Annotated in this window: 18 protein-coding genes; 7 read left to right on the forward strand and 11 right to left on the reverse strand. The window is 47.4% G+C overall.

Annotation, left to right across the window (positions count from 1 at the left end):
• Window positions 1-68: 68 nt before the first annotated feature.
• The 4 genes from M977_RS10355 to tusA all read right to left on the reverse strand — a co-directional run bounded on the left by M977_RS10355 (window position 69) and on the right by tusA (window position 3,344).
• Window positions 69-1,358, reverse strand: a complete 1,290-nt coding sequence (locus M977_RS10355) for a TRAP transporter large permease (RefSeq protein ID WP_064514654.1) — start codon at window positions 1,356-1,358, stop codon at window positions 69-71.
• Between the two features lie 14 nt (window positions 1,359-1,372).
• The gene (locus tag M977_RS10360; protein WP_064514656.1) at window positions 1,373-1,882 is read right to left on the reverse strand and encodes a TRAP transporter small permease; all 510 of its coding nucleotides are present in this window, start codon (window positions 1,880-1,882) and stop codon (window positions 1,373-1,375) included.
• A 34-nt stretch (window positions 1,883-1,916) separates the two neighbouring features.
• Complete coding sequence (locus M977_RS10365) at window positions 1,917-2,900, reverse strand: TRAP transporter substrate-binding protein (RefSeq protein ID WP_064514658.1); 984 nt, start codon at window positions 2,898-2,900, stop codon at window positions 1,917-1,919.
• A 198-nt stretch (window positions 2,901-3,098) separates the two neighbouring features.
• Window positions 3,099-3,344, reverse strand: coding sequence for a sulfurtransferase TusA (gene tusA / locus M977_RS10370; protein ID WP_064514924.1), 246 nt, complete (start codon window positions 3,342-3,344; stop codon window positions 3,099-3,101).
• Between the two features lie 175 nt (window positions 3,345-3,519).
• Between tusA and M977_RS10375 the strand changes: the two genes are divergently transcribed.
• Entirely contained in the window at window positions 3,520-4,185 is a 666-nt protein-coding gene (locus M977_RS10375) for a 7-cyano-7-deazaguanine/7-aminomethyl-7-deazaguanine transporter (RefSeq protein ID WP_064514660.1), read from the forward strand.
• A 72-nt stretch (window positions 4,186-4,257) separates the two neighbouring features.
• Complete coding sequence (locus M977_RS10380) at window positions 4,258-4,815, forward strand: DcrB family lipoprotein (RefSeq protein WP_064514662.1); 558 nt, start codon at window positions 4,258-4,260, stop codon at window positions 4,813-4,815.
• On the opposite strand, the gene M977_RS10385 is transcribed toward M977_RS10380, so the two are convergent.
• Window positions 4,816-6,042, reverse strand: coding sequence for an MFS transporter (locus tag M977_RS10385; protein ID WP_064514664.1), 1,227 nt, complete (start codon window positions 6,040-6,042; stop codon window positions 4,816-4,818).
• Window positions 6,043-6,184: 142 nt separating this feature from the next.
• Between M977_RS10385 and M977_RS10390 the strand changes: the two genes are divergently transcribed.
• Window positions 6,185-7,234 (forward strand): AI-2E family transporter, encoded by a 1,050-nt coding sequence (locus M977_RS10390; protein WP_064514666.1) that lies wholly within the window; start codon window positions 6,185-6,187, stop codon window positions 7,232-7,234.
• A 64-nt stretch (window positions 7,235-7,298) separates the two neighbouring features.
• Entirely contained in the window at window positions 7,299-8,690 is a 1,392-nt protein-coding gene (locus M977_RS10395) for a M24 family metallopeptidase (RefSeq protein ID WP_064514668.1), read from the forward strand.
• A 411-nt stretch (window positions 8,691-9,101) separates the two neighbouring features.
• Here the strand turns inward: M977_RS10395 and M977_RS10405 are convergent, their stop codons facing one another.
• Genes M977_RS10405 through M977_RS10420 form a run of 4 tightly spaced genes read right to left on the reverse strand, consistent with a single transcriptional unit; the run spans window position 9,102 to window position 13,852 of the window.
• Entirely contained in the window at window positions 9,102-10,055 is a 954-nt protein-coding gene (locus tag M977_RS10405; protein ID WP_064514672.1) for a fimbrial protein, read from the reverse strand.
• Window positions 10,046-12,499 (reverse strand): fimbria/pilus outer membrane usher protein, encoded by a 2,454-nt coding sequence (locus tag M977_RS10410; protein ID WP_064514674.1) that lies wholly within the window; start codon window positions 12,497-12,499, stop codon window positions 10,046-10,048. The genes M977_RS10405 and M977_RS10410 overlap by 10 nt, the downstream gene beginning before the upstream one ends.
• Window positions 12,500-12,514: 15 nt before the next feature.
• Window positions 12,515-13,222, reverse strand: coding sequence for a fimbrial biogenesis chaperone (locus tag M977_RS10415; RefSeq protein WP_064514676.1), 708 nt, complete (start codon window positions 13,220-13,222; stop codon window positions 12,515-12,517).
• A 54-nt stretch (window positions 13,223-13,276) separates the two neighbouring features.
• On the reverse strand, window positions 13,277-13,852 hold the full coding sequence (locus tag M977_RS10420; RefSeq protein ID WP_064514678.1) for a fimbrial protein: 576 nt from the start codon (window positions 13,850-13,852) through the stop codon (window positions 13,277-13,279).
• Between the two features lie 393 nt (window positions 13,853-14,245).
• Between M977_RS10420 and M977_RS10425 the strand changes: the two genes are divergently transcribed.
• Entirely contained in the window at window positions 14,246-14,881 is a 636-nt protein-coding gene (locus M977_RS10425; protein ID WP_064514680.1) for a LuxR C-terminal-related transcriptional regulator, read from the forward strand.
• Window positions 14,882-14,986: 105 nt separating this feature from the next.
• Window positions 14,987-15,835, forward strand: a complete 849-nt coding sequence (locus tag M977_RS10430) for a helix-turn-helix domain-containing protein (protein ID WP_064514682.1) — start codon at window positions 14,987-14,989, stop codon at window positions 15,833-15,835.
• A 3-nt stretch (window positions 15,836-15,838) separates the two neighbouring features.
• Here the strand turns inward: M977_RS10430 and M977_RS10435 are convergent, their stop codons facing one another.
• Both M977_RS10435 and M977_RS10440 read right to left on the reverse strand, forming a co-directional pair.
• Entirely contained in the window at window positions 15,839-17,083 is a 1,245-nt protein-coding gene (locus M977_RS10435) for an MFS transporter (protein WP_064514684.1), read from the reverse strand.
• Between the two features lie 46 nt (window positions 17,084-17,129).
• Window positions 17,130-18,323, reverse strand: a complete 1,194-nt coding sequence (locus M977_RS10440) for a BaiN/RdsA family NAD(P)/FAD-dependent oxidoreductase (protein ID WP_064514686.1) — start codon at window positions 18,321-18,323, stop codon at window positions 17,130-17,132.
• Between the two features lie 229 nt (window positions 18,324-18,552).
• Between M977_RS10440 and pitA the strand changes: the two genes are divergently transcribed.
• Window positions 18,553-20,055 carry an inorganic phosphate transporter PitA gene (gene pitA / locus M977_RS10445; protein ID WP_064514688.1) on the forward strand — a complete coding sequence of 501 codons (1,503 nt, stop codon included), beginning with the start codon at window positions 18,553-18,555 and terminating at the stop codon, window positions 20,053-20,055.
• Window positions 20,056-20,062: the final 7 nt, after the last annotated feature.

Below are 20,062 nucleotides of genomic sequence, written 5' to 3' on the forward strand. Positions count from 1 at the left end.
CTTCAGACCTCCCTCACTCTAGCCCTCAGAGAATAAATCATCCGAAGGCAGAGTGGGGATTTCAAAACTTAACTCGTCATGCCCAACATATGCGGCAGCCACAATGAAACGGCCGGAATATAGGTCACCATCGCCAGCACCACCAGCAACATGGCGTAGAATGGCAGCATAGCGCGAACCACTACTTCGATTTTCTGCTTACTCACCGCACTGGCGACAAACAGCACCGAACCGACCGGCGGCGTAATCAAACCGATGCCGAGGTTCACCATCATGATCATCCCGAAATGCACCGGGTCGATGCCCAGCGAATTTGTCACCGGCAGCAGTACTGGCGTGAGGATCAGGATAATCGGCGCCATGTCCATCAGGGTGCCAATCAGCAGCAGCATGACGTTGAGGTACATCAGAATGACGTACTTGTTGTCAGACAGCGACGTGAAGAACTCGGTGATGCGCGATGGCAACTGCATGTAAGTCATGACCGCGCCAAATGCTGCCGCAAAACCAATCAGAATCATAACGATAGAGACTGTTTTTACGGTGCGGAACATCAGCTTTGGCAGTTCGTTCCATTTATAGTCACGGTAGATAAACATGGTCACGAAGAACGCCCAAACGCAGGCGACAGCCGCCGATTCGGTTGCGGTAAATACCCCGGTCAAAATCCCACCGAGGATGATTACCACCGTCATCAGGCCCCAAAGTGCATCGAAGAAAATCTTCACCGCTTGCTTGAAGGGAATGCGTTCACCTTTCGGGTAACCGCGCTTATGGGCAAACCCGAGGCACATCACCATCAAGCTGACCCCGAGCAGTAACCCTGGTAATACGCCCGCAATGAACAACGTTGCGATAGAAACAGTGCCGCCTGCAGCTAACGAGTAAATCACCGAGTTATGGCTTGGCGGGATCAAAATCGCCTGCACCGATCCACTCGCTGTAACCGCAGCAGCATATTCGCGTGGATAACCTTTTGCCTCCATTTCAGGGATCATCACGCTGCCAATGGACGCTGTATCCGCCACGGACGATCCGGAAATCGCGCCAAAGAAAGTGGACGCCACGATATTCACCAGCGATAAGCCGCCGCGAATAAAGCCAACGAAAATATACGCAAAGTTCACCAGACGACGGGCAATTCCCCCTTCCGCCATAATCGCCCCCGCCAGAATAAAGAACGGGATCGCCAACAGGGTAAATTTATTCACCCCACTGGTGATTTGAATCATGATCGCTTCCAGCGGCAAATCTATCCATAACGCACCCACGATGGCGCTTAGCCCAACGGCAAAGGCCACGGGCATTCCCACTGCAAGCAGCACCGCTAGTGTGGCTAATAATATAAATGCGTCCATGTTATCCCCTGGTCTTAACCGTGATTACCCAGCAACACGATTGGGCGGTTCTCTTGAGAGCCGTACAACAGTCGCTCGACAACAAACAGAATCATTAAAATCGCGCCGACAGGCAGCGGGAGGTAGGTTTGACCGGAAGTGAGAACCGGGAATTCGGCAACAGGCTGTTCCCATAAATCGGCACACAGATAGAAGCTGTAATAGAACATCACCAGTGAGATGAGCAGCATCAGCAAATCGACGATACGTGCGCAAAAGGTCTGCACCGCCAGCGGCAGGCGGTCTGTCAGCATATTCACCGCAATGTGTGAACCGGCGCGGTAACTGACTGCCGCGCCGATGAACGTGAAGGTCACCATGCAGATTATTGCTACCGGTTCCGGCCAGGATTCCCCACGGTTCAGAACGTAACGCGAGAAAATCCCAATCGGAATAATGATGGTCATCACCAAAAGAGACAGCCCGGCAATAACCATCGCCAGCAAATAAACTTTATCCATCAAGTCTGAGTAGCGTTGGGACATAAGATGCCCTCCACAAATGCGTTAGCGACAATAGTTACTTAACGTCAGCAATAGCTTTCATCAGATCCTGATGTTTATCGCCGTATTCTTTACGCACCGGTTCAGTCGCTTTCACAAACCAGGCTTTGTCAATTTCATGGAACTGAACGCCACCGGCTTTCATTTTTTCCAGCGCTTGTTTGTTGTAAGCATTCCACAGTTCACGCTGTTCCATTTGTGCAGCACGCGCCAGGGTAAGGATTTTTTGCTGCTGGTCAGGCGTTAATTTGTCCCACTTCACTTTGGAATAAAGCAGCATTTCTGGCGTGATGAAGTGGCCGCTCAAGGTGTAATTTTTGGCGACCGGCATGTAGTTATGGGCAATAAAGGTTGGCGGGTTGTTTTCAGCACCGTCGATAACGCCGGTTTGCATGCCGCTATACACTTCGCTCACCCCCATCGCAACCGAGTTTGCGCCCATATCTTTAAGTGTTGCGAGTGCTACCGGACTGCCCTGAACGCGGATTTTCATGCCTTTGAGATCTTCAGGCTTCACCACCGGGTTTTTAGTGATCAGGTTACGTGTACCGGAGTCCATCCAGCCGAGGAAGACCAGGCGGGATTTCGGGTTGTTAGTCAGCTTGTCGCCAATTTGTTTACCCAGATCACCGTCGATCACTTTGTGCATATGGTCTTCATCGCGGAACACGTACGGCAGGGTAAAAACTTCAACATCTGGCAGGATTGCCGCAACCGGTGCCATCGAAACGCGAATGATATCGATAGCCCCCATTTGCGCCTGTTCAATCATCTGTTTTTCATCGCCAAGCACGCCGCTTGGGAACACTTTAATTTCTAAATCACCGTTGGTTTCTTGTTTGAGTTTTTCGCCCATGTGCTGAACCGCAACCACGTTCGGATACCCTTCCGGGTGAACGTCGGCAGCTTTAATCACTTGCGCGATAGCAGAATGTGCAAACAGAACTGACGCGGTAGACAAACATAAACCAGCAAAAGCAGGCAGAAAGATCTTCTTCATTGTGTCGCTCCAGCAGAGGTAGAAATGTGAGGTAGGAAGTAAAACAATGTTTTAATTTGTCGTTTAAAAATTAGACTACGTGGAGAAAAGCGTGGGTGAAGCACTTCACAAAAAGCGACAAAAAATGAAATTGGGGTTCATTAGAGATGCAAAGAGGGTTCAGAAGCCCAAAGCGGGGAGCAAAGGGCTGGCGCGACGTTACTGGCCTTTACGCAACAGGTATTGGTAAGGTAATGATTCCACTTGCTTAGCAAGCAGTTCGTGTTCCATGAAAATGCAAAATCCAGGGATATCACGCGTAGTGGCTGGGTCATCAGCAATCACCAGCAGGGTTTCGCCAGCCTGCATATTGCGCACTGTTTTGCGTACCATCATGACGGGTTCCGGGCAGCGTAGGCCCAGGGCATCAAGAGTGTGGTCAGGATTAGAAAAAAGATCGGTCATCATCGGTCTCGAATTTAACAAACCGCGATAGTTTACGCCGGGAAGATTCTCGTGCAAGTCACGTGAACGATTGCGTTAAAATTAACCATTGCAAAGCGGGACTAAAGCAGTATCATCGCCCCCGCTTTAAAAAGCGTATTGGGTTCCCTCACCCCACCACTAAAAAGGCTACAAAATGACGCAGTTCAATTCTACTCAGCGCACTAAAGCGCTGTTTTGGCTATCGCTATTCCATTTGCTGGTGATCACCTCCAGTAACTATCTGGTGCAATTACCGGTCTCGGTTTTTGGTTTCCATACCACATGGGGCGCGTTTAGCTTTCCGTTTATCTTCCTCGCAACCGACCTGACGGTACGCATTTTTGGTGCACCTCTAGCACGCCGCATAATTTTTGCCGTGATGCTGCCCGCACTAATTATTTCGTACGCCATTTCTGCACTGTTTTACATGGGCACCTGGCAAGGGTTCGAAGCATTGCTGCACTTCAACCTGTTCGTCGCCCGTATCGCTGTCGCAAGCTTTATGGCGTACGCGTTGGGGCAGATTCTGGATGTGCACGTGTTTAACCGCCTGCGCCAAAGCCAGTACTGGTGGCTTGCGCCAACGGCATCCACGCTGTTCGGGAATATCAGCGACACGCTTTCCTTCTTCTTTATTGCTTTCTGGCGCAGTCCGGATGCCTTTATGGCGCAGCATTGGGTCGAAATCGCCATCGTAGATTACTGCTTTAAAGTGCTAATCAGCATTGTATTCTTCCTGCCGATGTACGGCGTTTTGCTGAATATGTTGTTGAAACGTCTGGCAGATAAGTCTGAAAATTCGGCGTTACAGCCGGGTTGACGGTGGTTGAATTATCTTGTGATAAGATGATGAGATCGGCCGCAAAGGCTTGCTAACGTAAAGGAAGAAGTCATGGGTAACCTGGTAAAATATGTCGGTATTGGCCTGCTGGTATTAGGCCTGGCCGCTTGCGATAACAGTGATAGCAAAACGGCCAAAACGGATGCAGCGGCGGAAAGCAGCACAGCTGGCCAGCCGGTTAGCTTGCTGGACGGCAAAATTAGCTTTGTACTGCCCGCCGATATGACCGACCAGAGCGGTAAATTGGGCACTCAGGCAAACAACATGCACGTATATTCTGATGCTACTGGTCAGAAAGCGGTCATTGTGATTGTCGGTGACAATACGCCTGACGATTTGGCAGCTTTGACAAAACGTCTTGAAGAACAACAACGTGCTCGTGACCCACAGCTGCAAGTCGTGACCAACAAATCTATCGAGATTAAAGGCCATACGCTGCAACAGTTAGACAGCATTATCTCTGCAAAAGGCCAGACAGCTTACTCATCTGTTATCCTGGGTAAAGTAGATAACCAGCTGTTAACTATGCAGATAACGTTGCCTGCGGATAATCAGCAACTGGCGCAAACTGCCGCTGAGAACATCATTAATACCATCACCATCAAATAACTATTGTTGCTGTGATGATGATACGGCCCCCGGTTGCTCAACCGGGGGCCGTTTTTTTAACTGCCACGCCATCAGCAGCGCAATGCAAACCAGCATCGCCGCTGCCAGATAAATCACCGAAACACCCGCATATGCCATCACGAACCCAGCTAATGGCCCGGTAATCCCCAGCGATAAATCCATAAACACGGTGTAGGTCGCAAGCGCACTTCCCTGGTTTTGTTGCGGCACCATTTTCACAGCGACCACACCCAGCGCCGGGAACACCAAAGAGAAGCCCGCGCCCGTCAGGAAAGTTCCCACTTTTGCCATCCAGGGTTCGCCCGCAAAGCCCACCAGCAGCAAGCCGAAAATCTCGACTGAGAAGCAAATCATCGCCACATTCAAGCCGCCAAGCCGGTTAATACCATTCGGGAAAAGTAAGCGAGTGCCCACAAACGCGCAGCTAAAGAGTGTTAATGCGAAGGCTGCGCCGTCCCAGCCTTTGGCGTCGTAAAACAGCGTGATGAAAGTTGCGATCACGCCAAAACCCGCAGAAGCCAGTGCGAGCGCCATACCATAAGGCCAGACGCGCCCCAGCACCGCGCGAAACGGCAACGGATTGCCTTTACTGGCTTTCACCGTCGGGCGTGGCAATGCCAGCAGCACGGCGACCAACGCCACCGCCATAATGATTCCTGCGAGTAATTTCAGCCCGCCAAGGTGATAGAACAACACGCCCAGCGGTGCACCCATCGCCATCGCGCCGTACGTTACAATCCCGTTCCAGGAGATGACCCGCCCAATGTGCAACGAACCGACCACGCCAACACCCCACAGCGTTGAACCGGTTCCTGCAAAACTTTGCCCAATCCCTAAAATGACGCGCCCCAGGCACAGCAACACCAGACTCACCAACGGCCAGGCGCTACCAAACGCTGCCAGCATGTAGCTCGCCCCACTGAGGAAGCAGCCGCATAAACCAAAGATAACGATTTTTTTCGGGCCAAGAATATCGGCATAACGCCCGGCGTGTGGGCGACTGAGCAACGTGGCGAAGTATTGCAGGCTTATCACAAGCCCGGCCCAAAACGCGCTGTAGCCCATCACGTCATGAACGTAACCCGGCAAAACAGCCAGTGGTAGGCCGATGGTCATGTAGCTTGCAAAGTTGAACATCACTACAGAAACAATCTGTAGATTGAGTCGGAAACTGCTTAATGCGGGGGCGGGTGTGAGGTCAGGCATGGGCATTCACTTTTAAAACAGCGTTCCCCAGTATATACACGTCGAGATTCACATTTCAGCAACAGACTTTCAGACTCGCCCTGCGGGTGCGAATTAAACGAAGCGCTACACTTAGAGAATCCCTCCTTTTCAGGATTTTTTCATGCTCTCTCCAGAACCCGATAAAACCGGGCTACATATTCTAATAAAGCTTTCAGCGCTGGTGATTATTCTTGCCGGGATTCATGCTGCGGCAGACATTATCGTCCAGCTATTATTGGCACTCTTTTTTGCCATTGTGCTTAACCCGTTAGTAACGTGGTTTATTCGCCGGGGAGTGAACCGCCCGCTGGCTATCTCGATAGTCGTATTTGCGATGTTGGTTGTGCTGACGATACTGGTGGGTGTGCTGGCGGCATCCATGTCTGAATTCATCGATATGCTGCCGAAGTACAACAAGATGCTGACGCAGAAAGTGTTTGAGCTCGAAAAAATGCTGCCGTTTATGCACCTGCGATTATCGCCGGAGCGTATGTTGCAGCGTATGGACTCTGAGAAAGTGATGTCTTACGCCACAACGCTAATGACCGGGCTTTCCGGCGCCATGGCCAGTATTCTGCTACTGGTGATGACGGTGGTATTTATGCTGTTCGAGGTGCGCCACGTTCCGTACAAACTGCGCTTCGCCCTTTCCAACCCGAAAATTCATATCGCCAGCCTGCACCGCGCACTCAAAGGCGTGACGCATTATCTGGCGCTAAAAACGCTCATCAGCCTGTGGACCGGGCTGATTATCTGGCTTGGCCTCGAACTGCTGGGCGTGCAATTTGCGTTGATGTGGGGCGTGTTGGGATTCTTGCTCAATTACATCCCCAATATTGGTTCGGTCATTTCCGCTATTCCGCCAATGATTCAGGCGTTTTTGTTTAACGGCACCTACGAAATGATTCTGGTTGGCGTACTGTTCCTTGCAGTGCATATGCTGCTTGGGAATATCCTTGAACCACGCATGATGGGGCGCGGGCTTGGAATGTCGACCTTCGTGGTGTTCCTGTCATTGCTGTTCTGGGGCTGGCTGCTCGGCCCAGTGGGTATGCTTCTGTCTGTGCCGCTTACCAGCGTATGTAAGATTCTGATGGAAACCACTCAGGGCGGCGCCAAACTTGCAGTGTTGCTTGGGCAAGGACGACCAAAAAGTCGGTTGCCGGGATAGGTTCTTAATTTCCCGGGTGATAAGTTAATGTTCACCCGGGAAAAGAAAAAGGAGTGACTCACCCATGCCGCAGCCAATAATCACACTTGCTGCCATTGAGCAGCCAGCAATTTATCTGAACACCCCAAGCGTGGTGCTAAACAACCAGACTATTGAGGAGCGTTTGCGCAAAGTTTTGCAGGGAATGGCGCAGCAGAATCTGGATTCGCTCGTCGTTTATGCCGATAAAGAGCATGGCGGGAATTTTGAGTATTTGACTGGTTTCATCCCACGCTTTGAAGAAGGCTTGCTGGTTCTACATAAAAGCGGTGAGGCGGTGCTGGTTCTTGGGAATGAAAATCTCAAACTCGCACAGCACTCCAGAATTCCAGCAAGTGTGATACATGCGCCGTGGTTTTCACTGCCAAACCAGCCGATGGACACCGCACTTTCGCTAAGCGAAGTGTTGCAACAAGCCGGGCTGCATGGGCAAGAGCGTGTTGGTATTGCGGGCTGGAAGCTTTTCACTGGCATCAACGACAACAATAAGTCTCTGTTTGATATCCCCACCTTTATTTTCCTGGCGCTTCAAAGCGCGCTGACTCCAGCGTATGAACTACTCAACGCCACAGATCTGTTTATTTCTCCGCGCCAGGGAGCAAGGACAACCAATAATGCCAATGAAATTGCGCACTATGAATACGGTGCAAACCTGGCATCAAGCGCGGCGCTTACCGCACTGAATGCAATTGAATTAGGGAAAACTGAAAAGTCGATTGCAGCCCTGCTTGCCGCCGATGGTCAAGCCAATAACGTCGTAACCATTGCTGCTACGGGCGATCGTTTTGAAAATGCCAACCTGTACCCATCGGATAAGCAGATCCAAAAAGGCGATAAGTTTTCATTAACTGTCAGTTATAAGGGCGGTTTAACCAGCCGTGCGGCATACGTTGTCAGCCAGGCCGATGAACTTCATGATGAGGTCAGTGATTATCTCGATGTGGTCGCCATCCCGTATTATCGCGCGGTCGTCGCCTGGCTTGAGAATATGCGCGTCGGGGTGAAGGGCCACGAAGTCTACGACTTGATTGAGCGTGTTTTGCCTAAAGCCGAATACCACTGGCACCTCAACCCTGGCCATTTGGTTGCCGATGAAGAGTGGCTGTGCTCGCCGGTTTACCCTGCATCGGATATCGCTTTATCCAGCGGAATGTTGCTGCAAATCGACATCATCCCATCACGTAAAGGTTACGCGGGAGCGAGCATCGAAGACACCATTGCCCTTGCCGATGAACATTTGCGCCAGCAAATAGCCACCCTCTACCCGGAATTATGGCAACGCATCAGCGCTCGCAGAGATTACATCCGTGACGTACTGAATATTCACTTACACGAAGATGTGCTGCCGCTGTCAAACACCGTGGGATATTTGCGGCCCTATTTGCTGAATAAAGATTTGGCGCTAATTTGCCAATAATGTTTATCTTCCTGCGCCGGATATCTTCCGCGCGCAGGAGTTATCTAGTCTTGTTTACTCGAGCATTGAACCTGGTGAACAAGTTCAGGTGTCCAGTGATACTCAACTACATGCCCTTCCGGGCTTCTGACAGCAATATGTAACTGGGCAAATTCACCGGATTGCAGGGTAAAGAAAAGTTGCGTCAGGGGGTATGGGCAACCAGCCTGATAGGAAACAAACATTTTCTGCCGGGTTCGCTGAGATCCTCGCTGTGTATTAATAACCAGTTCTATGGTCATTTGCCCGGAAATATCTCGCTCAAACACAGCATATGCCGTGAGATATTGATGACCAAATTGATTATTGTGTGATACCCATATCTGGTCTCTGGTCTTAACAAGAGTTGCATGCATATTTCGTCTCACTTATTTATTGGTAATCAATATTGAAATACAGGCTGGCGTGGATTTTCCCCGGTTGTACCTGTTCATCTATCTGGTAATACTGCGAATAAAATCGAACGGAATATTTGTCGGATTTGGAGCTTCTCAATTCCACTTTTTTCATTTCATGAAAATTAAGCGGCTGATGATCGTCACCGAGCACTTGCACTCCAATCCCCTTAGCAGAAGAACGTCCTGCCACTGAATTGCTTAACACTCCGTCAGAACCCGAGTTTTTGCCGAATTGCCCATTCCATTTCAAGAAAACAGCAGAGGGCGTTTTATCATCGGTTGCACAAGATAAATGAATATCAAAAGGGGTTTTACCTGCCACCGAACCAGGGGATTTGAACCGGTCCAGAACGACGCCTGGCAGCGTAATATTGCGTGTTTTATCACCATAAATTTTGCATGAGCGATTCAGAATGGTGACAAAGCCAGCCGGAATATAAATATCTATCAGCGGTGAACTCTGCAGTAGGTTATTTATTTCAAAACGCATACCTTCTGAGCCTCCTCTGGCCGATATTCCATCATCAGCCTTAATCAACTCCATATTGATTCTGGCCCCAGATAATTCAGACATGCTTGCAGAAAATTTTGAAGGCCAGGCTATTTCGCGCCCACTTGATGTGACCAAAGTCATTCTCATACCAACGCCTTTTGCATTGGTTTGAAAAACTCCGGGAGTTTTCATCTTCGACGCTCCACCTGGAACATCAGCACTAAATTTAATAAGCTCCTCACACTCAGGAGACGGTGGGAGCTGCACAGCAAATGAACTCTTTTTTAGCACTGAGCCTAAAGCATGATTATTTCTGTTGGTTACCGTTTCCGGCGATAAAGTTATTTTTTGTGATTTAACAATACATGTAGCCTGGGAATTAAAACTTACCGCCAGAAGTATCAGTAGTGGTAACCCTGCACGAACTAACGACATATCGCCTCCTGGCTTTTAATATCAATTGTGCAGACTCCATTTTCTGACGAAACACTCACAGTAGGTGATTGGGTTTGGTCAATATAGAGAAGCCCACCCTGACCGACATAACCAATATGGTTATTTTCCTGGTCTTTGATAACCGCGCCAAAAGGTAAAGTCTGTTGGTTGCGCAGTTTGGGATGAATAATGGTCTGTTTATTTATCTTTGTGTCAAAAGCAACGTGAACAACACTGCCTTCAAAGGGCACAACTTTTCTTTGTGTTTGCTGGAAAGTGACGGTGTCATCCGCGCCTTTTGGGTTAATCACCACATCGTTAACACGCCAGGCGCGCAACCACGGCATAACTGCATAACCATTTGAGTCAAAACGGGTTCCTGGCGCTCCATCTAAACGCGCACCTTTTGCATCTGCGGCATAAACCAGTGCTACCGTATCGCTTCTTTCTGGGGAGAAGGTCACCCCTTTACGGTGAGTAATCATTGAACCACTCATCCCCGCACTAGCCTGATGCCAGTCATTACCCTGGCTTAATGTCGTGCTCAGAGTGCTGTAAGGTGAACGGTAAGTTCCATTCATTCCCCAGTCCATATCTCCGCCGCGGCCATAGGCTGCATTAAGGCCTAGCATCATATTATTTTCTTCATCAACTGAGGTTGAGAAGCCCATACGCGTATTGCTGGCTTTACCATTACTGCTGTAGCTGTCTGAATATATTTGTGTATACCCGGAGTCTGAACGCGGGAGTGAATAACTAAAGTTCAGCGCAACCTGATCATCTTTCGTTACGCCACCATATTCATCTTCATTCCATAAACGCTGTACTGAAAGCGTCCAGTTTAAATTGCCCCAGTTATTGCTATAGCCGACAGAATATTGTCGATAACTATCCTGTTGTTCCCAGTATTTATTGATCGAACCAGAGATATTTAATGATCCCCATCCATCCTGAAAAGGCTGGCTCAGGCTTAATGACCAGGACTGTTTTTCGCGTAATACTGCGTATTCCGAACCACTGTCTTGCTGTTCAAAAGCATCACGCTGCCCAAAGAAGTTTTTCGCATTGAATTTTCCCTCCAGCCAGAATGAGGTTTGCGACAATGGTAGGGTTCGGTTGTAGGTCAGGCGGTATCCTTGCCCATGGTTTTCCTGATTATCGAAATTAAAGCGTGACTGCGTTATGTCGAGAGCGAAAGCGCCAAAAAAGGTATTCAACCCAGCGCCCACTAACGCCGACTGGTAATGATCAAATCCTGTAGCACCAGAATAGAGCGACACATAATTGTTTAGGCCGTACTGCCACGTCGCCTGTGCAGCAAAGGGAGATTCATTGCTATCTTGCTCATCGACTTTCCCAAGCGAAACGTTATAGCGGCTCACGCCCGGTTTTAATAATTGTGGTACTGATGAATAAGGAACAGAGAAACGCCGAATACGCCCGTCAGATTCCTGAATAGTGACCAGCAGATCTCCGCCCGTATTTGCCGGTAAAATAGACTCGATTGAGAAAGGTCCTGCCGGTACGGATGTTTGATGAATAACTCTTCCATCCTGTGTCACGGTGACACGTGCATTCGTTTCCGCCATCCCTCTGATATTGGGCGCCCAACTCAAGGTGTTATCCGGATGCATTTGATCCTGTGATTCGAGCGATGCGCCCAAAATGCTTAAACCATCAAACAGCTGGCTATCAGTATAAAATTGTCCGGCACTGAGCATGGACTTCCAGCCAATCAATGGCTTTTTTAAGGTAGTCCGGTTGCTGGAATAATGCTTTCCACTGTCGTTGTTCCAGTCGAGGCTACCAAAATGTTCAAGCAGCCAACCCGATGCAGAAGCTCTTACATCAAGCCCGAGCCAGGCACTATCCGAACTGGAGCGACTATCGCCACGTTGCTGCATCGAGTAGTAATCAGCCATATAACCGAGATTAATTGCCGGAATACCCTTCTGCCACTGCTCAGGCTGCACATAGTTGCTATCGGTATTATCCAGATATGCTTGTGGAACACTCATCCGTAATTCCAACAATCCGGCATTAAAGGTTTCTACCGCATTACCGTAAACATCCCATTTATTAATCGTGCCACAGTAATTTTTTTCCTCCGCCAGAGATTTATTCATCCGTAGAGTGTTAACTCCGACAGACTCGAGAAAGTAAGCGGAATGACAGGTTGCTAAGTCACCATCTTTGGTTTTATTAAAAATAACATCGTGGCGACCACGCCAATGTTCATTGACATAAACATCAACACTATAACGCCCTGGTGGCAATGATTTTATATCGAAAGCACTAAGATCGTTGCTCTTAGCATTTCCCATCAAAATAGCATTATTAAACGTATAACGAATATCATCCTCTGCATTAGCACTGATTGGCAGAAATGAAATATTTGCCAATACTAAAAATGGAGTGATAACAGTTTTCTTATAGAGATCCATCTTTTTATATCCTTACTATCCATGAGTAATGACTTTTGTTTCAACCACTCCACCGTAGTCGTTAATACTTTGGACAACTAAATTTTGCCCGTGAGAAACATTCTCTTTTACTTTAAATTCCATTTGGCTCTTGGGTGCCACCATCTCACTTTCTTCTAAAAGACCGGAACCTAAAGCAGTTTTAATATCGACAATCGTGATAAAGAATGGCGAAGGGTTAAGAACCGTAATTTTATTTCTTGCAGAGCGTAATTCTAATTTATTTTCCGCATCTGCTCGATTACCTAACCCTTCAGGTCGCCATATAAATTTAAATCGGGAACGGATCGCCATATTTAGCATGCCAGCATCTTTTTTATACTCATTTTTATCGATAGCAGGGACATCCAGAATATTTAGCCACCACAGTGACTCTCTGTCATTTATGGAGATCGTTTGCAATTCCTGTTTTTTAATTCTTATCGATTGACCATTTTTCGCATCAACGCGAGCAATAGGTGGAGATATTATAAAGGGTGTAGAGATTTTTTCTGGTGGCACATCAGGATCGCCTTCATCTAACCAGATTTGAGCCAGAGATGGCGCACTGCCTGTGTTGGTCATTTGGATAGTGATTTCTGGAGCATTAGCCGGGTAGATAAAACGCGTTCCATTAACGATGATATTGTCGGCATAGGACAATGGCGTTAATAGCATGGAATATAGCAGAATTAAAAATCTCATAGTGACCTCCATGTGAGTAACACCATAGCCATTTATGGCTATGGTGTTTTTATATTATTTATATGTTATACGATAATGCATCTGCGCCACGACAGGTCCGGCGGTACTAGATTTTTCAGATGTATTATCAAGTTTTATATAACCTACATGAAATTTATAGAAGAGAGCATCATTCTCAGAATAGCCCATTTGACCAACAGGCTTATGATAAGTTATATGCTTAAGGTCTAGGGGTTCTTTCTGGTCATTCATTAGTAAGAATGCAATATCTTTAGGGCCAGATGCTGTATTTTTTAGATAACCGTCTTTCGTCGTATTCTCACTATTACGATCTAAAGCGATATTCGGTCCAATATTATTAAACGTTTTACATCCATGAATCCTGATCGTAAATGGTATCGCATGATTTTTTTGTTCGCCTGTTTTGACATCAGAATGTTTTACAGCAGGGAGCTTAACAATTTTGTCTTTATCAGAGTTAGAAATTTGACAAGAGCTATCAAATATAAAACCTGTAAAATGTACAGAGCTAAACCAATCTCCTGATATTGACCCATTCTGATGTTCTGCCATTGCAACAGGAGCAAAACTAGCACACGTCAATAAAGCAATAATTGATACCTTATTCATAATATTTCCTTTTGTTAGGAATACAGTAAATCTGTATCTATCAAGAGGTATTTACCTCAGAATTATTATAAATAAGCAAACATATAAGTAACTACGGAGATTAACGTATTTGCATAATGCTTAGTGCTTGCCACTAATACATTAATATTAAAATACATTATTTAATAGAATGTATTTTAATTTATGAAAGATCACTGAACAAATTAAACCATTAAATATCAACGAGCTTACATTAGAGACAAATAACTTCTGCTTAATAATTCGGTAAAACCGATTTATTATTATGCACAATAAGCTAAATCTCATTAGGTCTAACATCTTATCGTTAGCCCAATTAATGGATGATAGTAAATTTACTGTCCTGGAGAAAATAACTCTATAGAGGGAAGACCCATGCTTAACTACACAGCAGAGCAAAAATTGTTCTTAGTTACCCGACCCTCAGTGCAAAATCATCTTCTTCTGGAGCGCTTGAATCAGGAAATTAAGATCCCGGTTGTGGTCCTGAATGTAAAGAAACCAATGATGTTTTATGCTTCTGAGAAGTCTATCTTTATTTACGATACAGATGCAGCCAGCAGTAAATCCAACAAAGTCTGGCCAAAGTTGCTTGCGGAAAGCCAATCCAGCATGCGGATATGCCTGCTTAACTGCTCGAGGGCATTGTCTGTTTATGAAAAATCGATTTGGCATCGCTTCGATACCGTATTACCCAATGACACAACACCTGGCAGTCTGGTTAAAGCCATAAAAAATATGATGCAAAATAAGCATGAGGATAATGCCAACGCTTGCCTTCAAACCTCACCGGAACAAACATATGCTGATAAAAACTCAGGCAATTTGACCATACGGGAATACGAAATTCTGCACGAGTTATGTAAAGGTGAGTCTAATGCTCGCATCGCTCAATCCTTCTTTATCAGTGAAAACACAGTACGAACTCATCTTTATAATATTTTTAAGAAAATATCGGTAAATAATCGAATACAGGCTGTAAATTGGGTTAACCATCAACTTATTAATTAATTACATCAATTGACCCACAGTGCAATAATAACGGGGTTGATTGACTAAATAAATCCAATATGTATATCTAATAAGGGACTTTCGCGCTCAAGGATGTATTGCCACATGCTTAAAAAGAATATCGTACAGGAAGTATTAAATTACATCGAAAATAATATCGATGTGAATATTAACATTGATGATATATCCAGATTTACGGGTTACAGCCGCCGGCACATCCAGACTATTTTTAAACATCATGTAAGAATACCTATCGGTCTCTACATTCGTAAGCGCAGGGTGACTCGGGCATCTATATTCCTGCGTCTAACCAATATGAATGTAATTGATATATCTGCAAAATTTGGCTACGACTCTCAGCAGTCCTTTTGCCGGGAATTTAAAAAAGCCGCAGGGTTGACCCCACTTCAGTACCGCAGAAGTTGCTGTTGGGACTTCTCGCCATTATTGGAAGAATTCAACTTTAGCCGCATTGACGTAGGCAGTTTTCAGATATGCACCTTGCCAGAAGGATATATCTCTGGCCAGATGTCTCATCAAGAAATCACTATCCCGATCAACGAGAACATTTTAGATGTACGCTGGAATAGCATCATCAATCATTTAAATAACCAGAAGCAAAACATTTGGTATATATCAGAATATAACGCACATAAAAAACACTCAATGCGGATAAAAATAAGTTCGGTTATTGGCGTACATAATAAAGAGGTAAACAAAAAGCCGGGTGATCACCCCTACCCTTCGGGGATATATGCCAGATTTTCATTCAGGTGCAATAAAGAAGAATACTCTAAGTATTCAAAACATATTTATCTCAACATTTTCCCTAAACACAGGTTAAAACGTAGACCAGCCCCTGACATTGAGGTTTTTACTTATAACGGCTACGCCAGGCCTGATAATGCTCTGGATTGTGAATACTACATCCCTGTAGAAACAGTAGCCGAATAACAACTAGCTGTGTTGTCTAACTTGCGCAGTATTATCGAGCTTTCTGATCGCTGGCGTGAAACTGGCTGCGAAGGTCGCAACCAGAACCGCAGCTGCACAAGACAGTAAAACATTAGTGTTGCCGTAGTGCATCGCAAGAGGGCCTGCGGCAATTTCGCCAATCGGAATCGCCACAAATGAACCCAATGCATCATAGGCATAAACACGTGCAAGTTTTTCAGGCGGGATATGAGTTTGTAGCGATTGCGCCCAGGCCACACCGAACAACCCAAAACCAACACCAGCTATAAAAAATGCCGCCATCAAAACTGAGGTCGACGGAATCAAAGCCAGGATCACAATTGGCCCTGCGCAAAATGCCGTCAAAATTGTGCCAATTAACAAATCCCGACGTGGCCGCCAACGAAGCGCAATAACAGAGCCGACAATCAAGCCCATACTTTGGGCGGCGATCGCCATGCCCCAACCTGTTCGGCCAAATGTTGCATCTGCGACTACCGGGCCCAGCACCATCATCACCCCGCTAAAAGCCGCATTCACGATGGTAAATTGCACCACAATTGCCCAGACCCATGAGCGAGAAATAAACTCCACCCAACCGTCCTTTAAATCCTGCAAGATATTGGATTGCGCGCTTTGAGGTTGTGCCGAATTAGTTCGAATCATTAAATACAGTGGTGCTGATGCTGCAAATCCTAAAGCATCAATGGCCAATCCCCAGCCCGGCCCCATTACGCTTATGAGAACACCGCCCAGTGATGCACCAATGACCGTTCCGCCATAAATACCTAACTGGATAAAAGCATTCGCTTCCCGTAAGGAATGCACCGGAACAGTTTGTGGGACCATAGCTTGCGAAGCGGGTAACGAGGCCCCCGCGGCTGCACCGTTTATAGCGCCAAGTATCACCAACAGCATGATGGTTGCCGAGCCATCCAGAACGAGGCCAGCAACAACCCCCTGTGAGATTGCAGCGATAACCGATGAGTACAGCAGAACACGACTGCGGGAATAGCGATCGGCAAGTACACCGCCAATCAATAAGAAAGCGACGTTAAAAATCGAGCGAGCAGCAATAACAATACCCAAATCAGCGGCCGATCCCCCCATGTCGAGCACGGCAAACGCCAGAGCAATGGGTGCGATGCCGTTGCCCAGTACCGTCAGCAGACGAGCAAAAAACAAATTGCGGAACGGCGCGTAGTAAAATGCCCGCTTAGAAGATATCGCTGCCGTATCTGTACTCACTGATATTCCTCGAAACTGTTTCGCTTCGCTGTGGTGTTATGAAAAGTTATGGACTCACTAAATCCTGCGCGCACGCCCAGGCTGAACTCCATGCCCACTGAAAATTATACCCGCCTAACCAACCACTTACGTCCATCACTTCACCGATGAAATAAAGGCCCGGTACATTGCGTGCTTCCATGGTGCGTGAACTGAGTTCTTTAGTATCCACCCCACCCAGCGTCACTTCTGCAGTGCGGTAACCTTCGGTGCCATTAGGCTGTACTTGCCAGGCTTGCAGGGTTTCAATCAGCTCACTTTGTTGACGCACGTTAAGCTGCTTAAGCGTGACATCGGGAATTTGCCCAAGTTGTTGCAGGCACTCTACCAGGCGTTTTGGTAACACCATCGCCAGAGTGTTTTTCAGGCTTTGATTTGGGTGGCTGGTGCGCTGTTCGTTCAGCAATACGTCCAGATCGGTATCAGGAAGTAAGTTAACGCTCACAAACTCACCAGGCTGCCAATAACTAGAAAGCTGCAATACCGCAGGCCCGGACAAACCGCGATGGGTAAACAGCAAACTTTCACGGAAACTGACACCATTTTCCGCAGTAATCACTGAAGGAACGGATACGCCAGAAAGCACCTGGAGCTGTTCGAGTAGAGGTTTATGCAAAGTAAACGGCACCAGGCCTGCGCGAGTCGGGAGAACTTTCAGCCCAAACTGCTCGGCAACTTTATAACCAAAAGGCGTTGCCCCAAGGCCCGGCATGGACAGTCCACCCGTTGCGATGACCAATTTTGCCGCTTGCACGCTGTCGCCATTTAATTGGATGGTATAGCCGTTTTCGTCACGTTCTATGCCCAGCACTTCGCTGCGCAGGCGGATAGTGACTTGCCCTTTTTCACATTCCGCAACCAGCATGTCGACAATTTGTTGTGCTGAGTCGTCGCAGAAAAGTTGACCCAGGGTTTTCTCATGCCACGCAATACCATGCTTACCGACCATATCGATAAAATCCCACTGCGTATAACGCGCCAGAGCAGATTTGCAAAAATGAGGGTTTTGGCTGAGATATGCGGCAGGTTCGATATAAAGATTAGTAAAGTTGCAGCGCCCACCACCTGACATCAGGATTTTACGGCCCGGTTTTTTACCGTTATCGATGAGTAGCACTTTACTTCCCGCCTGCCCAGCCATCGCTGCACAGAACATTCCTGCGGCTCCCGCACCAATAATTACGGCATCAAACTTTTCCACGACCTACTCCCGACTATGCTTAATGCAAGGAATTGTAAAGATAGCAGCCTGGTCGCACCAGCTAAATGCGTCTTAACAATTGCAGGTGATTGAAAATAAATATGTAAATCTTTTCATTGTTTGACCCAGGAAGGACAAACATCAAGAAAAGTCCATATTTCTGTTGGCGCATTACAGAGTTGTCTTACATAATGCGCCGCGTTCATGTCCTCAAAATGGCGTAACGTCTATGGAATTTCTGTTTAACGGCCTGGATCTTCATACCGGGCTTTTGCTATTACTTGCTCTGGCGTTTGTTCTCTTCTACGAAGCGATCAATGGCTTTCATGACACTGCTAACGCAGTGGCAACTGTTATCTATACACGTGCAATGCGATCGCACCTCGCGGTGGCAATGGCGGCATTATTTAACTTCCTCGGCGTTCTGCTCGGTGGATTGAGTGTTGCGTATGCGATTGTGCATATGTTGCCAACCGATTTGCTGTTGAACGTAGGGTCCGCTCATGGCTTAGCCATGGTGTTCTCTATGTTACTGGCCGCTATCATCTGGAACCTCGGCACCTGGTATTTTGGTCTGCCGGCATCCAGCTCCCATACGCTTATCGGTGCCATCATTGGTATTGGTTTGACGAACGCACTGATGACCGGAACCTCGGTAGTTGATGCGCTGAATATCCCGAAAGTCATTGGGATCTTCATGTCGTTAATCCTTTCCCCAATCGTGGGTCTGGTGATTGCGGGCGGGTTAATCTTTTTGCTACGTCGCTACTGGAGCGGCACCAAAAAGCGCCGTCGTATCCACCTGACACCTGCCGAACGTGAAAAACAAGACGGCAAGAAAAAGCCTCCATTCTGGACTCGTATCGCTCTGATTATCTCCGCTATTGGCGTGAGCTTCTCTCATGGCGCAAACGACGGTCAGAAAGGTATCGGCTTGATCATGCTGGTGCTGATTGGTGTAGCGCCTGCTGGCTTTGTGGTGAACATGAATGCTTCTGGATACGATATTGCTCGTACCCGTGATGCCATCACCCACCTTGAGCAGTACTACGCGCAGCATGGCGATGTGATTAAGCATGTTGTTGATCTCAATCCAGCTATCCCGACCCCTGAAGAAGTGAAGGGCCAGGATAAACCTGCTGAGTTCCATTGCGATGCCAGCCGCGCCATGATTGCGGTACAGCGTGCAAAAGAGCTGCTGGGTAATATCGACAGCTACGACAAGCTGAGCATTGAGCAGCGTAGCCATATGCGCCGTCTGCTGCTTTGCATTTCAGATACTTCAGAGAAAGTTGCTGCTCTGCCGGAAACCAAACCGGACGATAAGCGCTTCCTGAAAGAGCTGAAAACTGACTTGCTGTATACCATCGAGTACGCACCAATCTGGATTATCATGGCGGTTGCTCTGGCACTCGGCCTCGGTACTATGATTGGCTGGCGTCGTGTGGCGACAACTATCGGTGAGAAGATTGGTAAGAAAGGCATGACGTATGCGCAGGGTATGTCCGCGCAGATGACAGCCGCCGTCTCCATTGGTATTGCGAGCTACACCGGTATGCCGGTTTCTACCACTCACGTGCTTTCTTCTTCCGTAGCGGGGACGATGGTTGTTGATGGTGGCGGTTTGCAGCGTAAAACGGTAACCAACATCCTGATGGCCTGGGTGTTTACTTTGCCGGTGTCGATTCTGCTTTCTGGTTCTCTTTACTGGATTTCACTGCACTTTATTTAAGAGTGGT

It is taken from the genome of Buttiauxella gaviniae ATCC 51604, from assembly GCF_001654835.1.
Lineage (GTDB): Bacteria > Pseudomonadota > Gammaproteobacteria > Enterobacterales > Enterobacteriaceae > Buttiauxella > Buttiauxella gaviniae.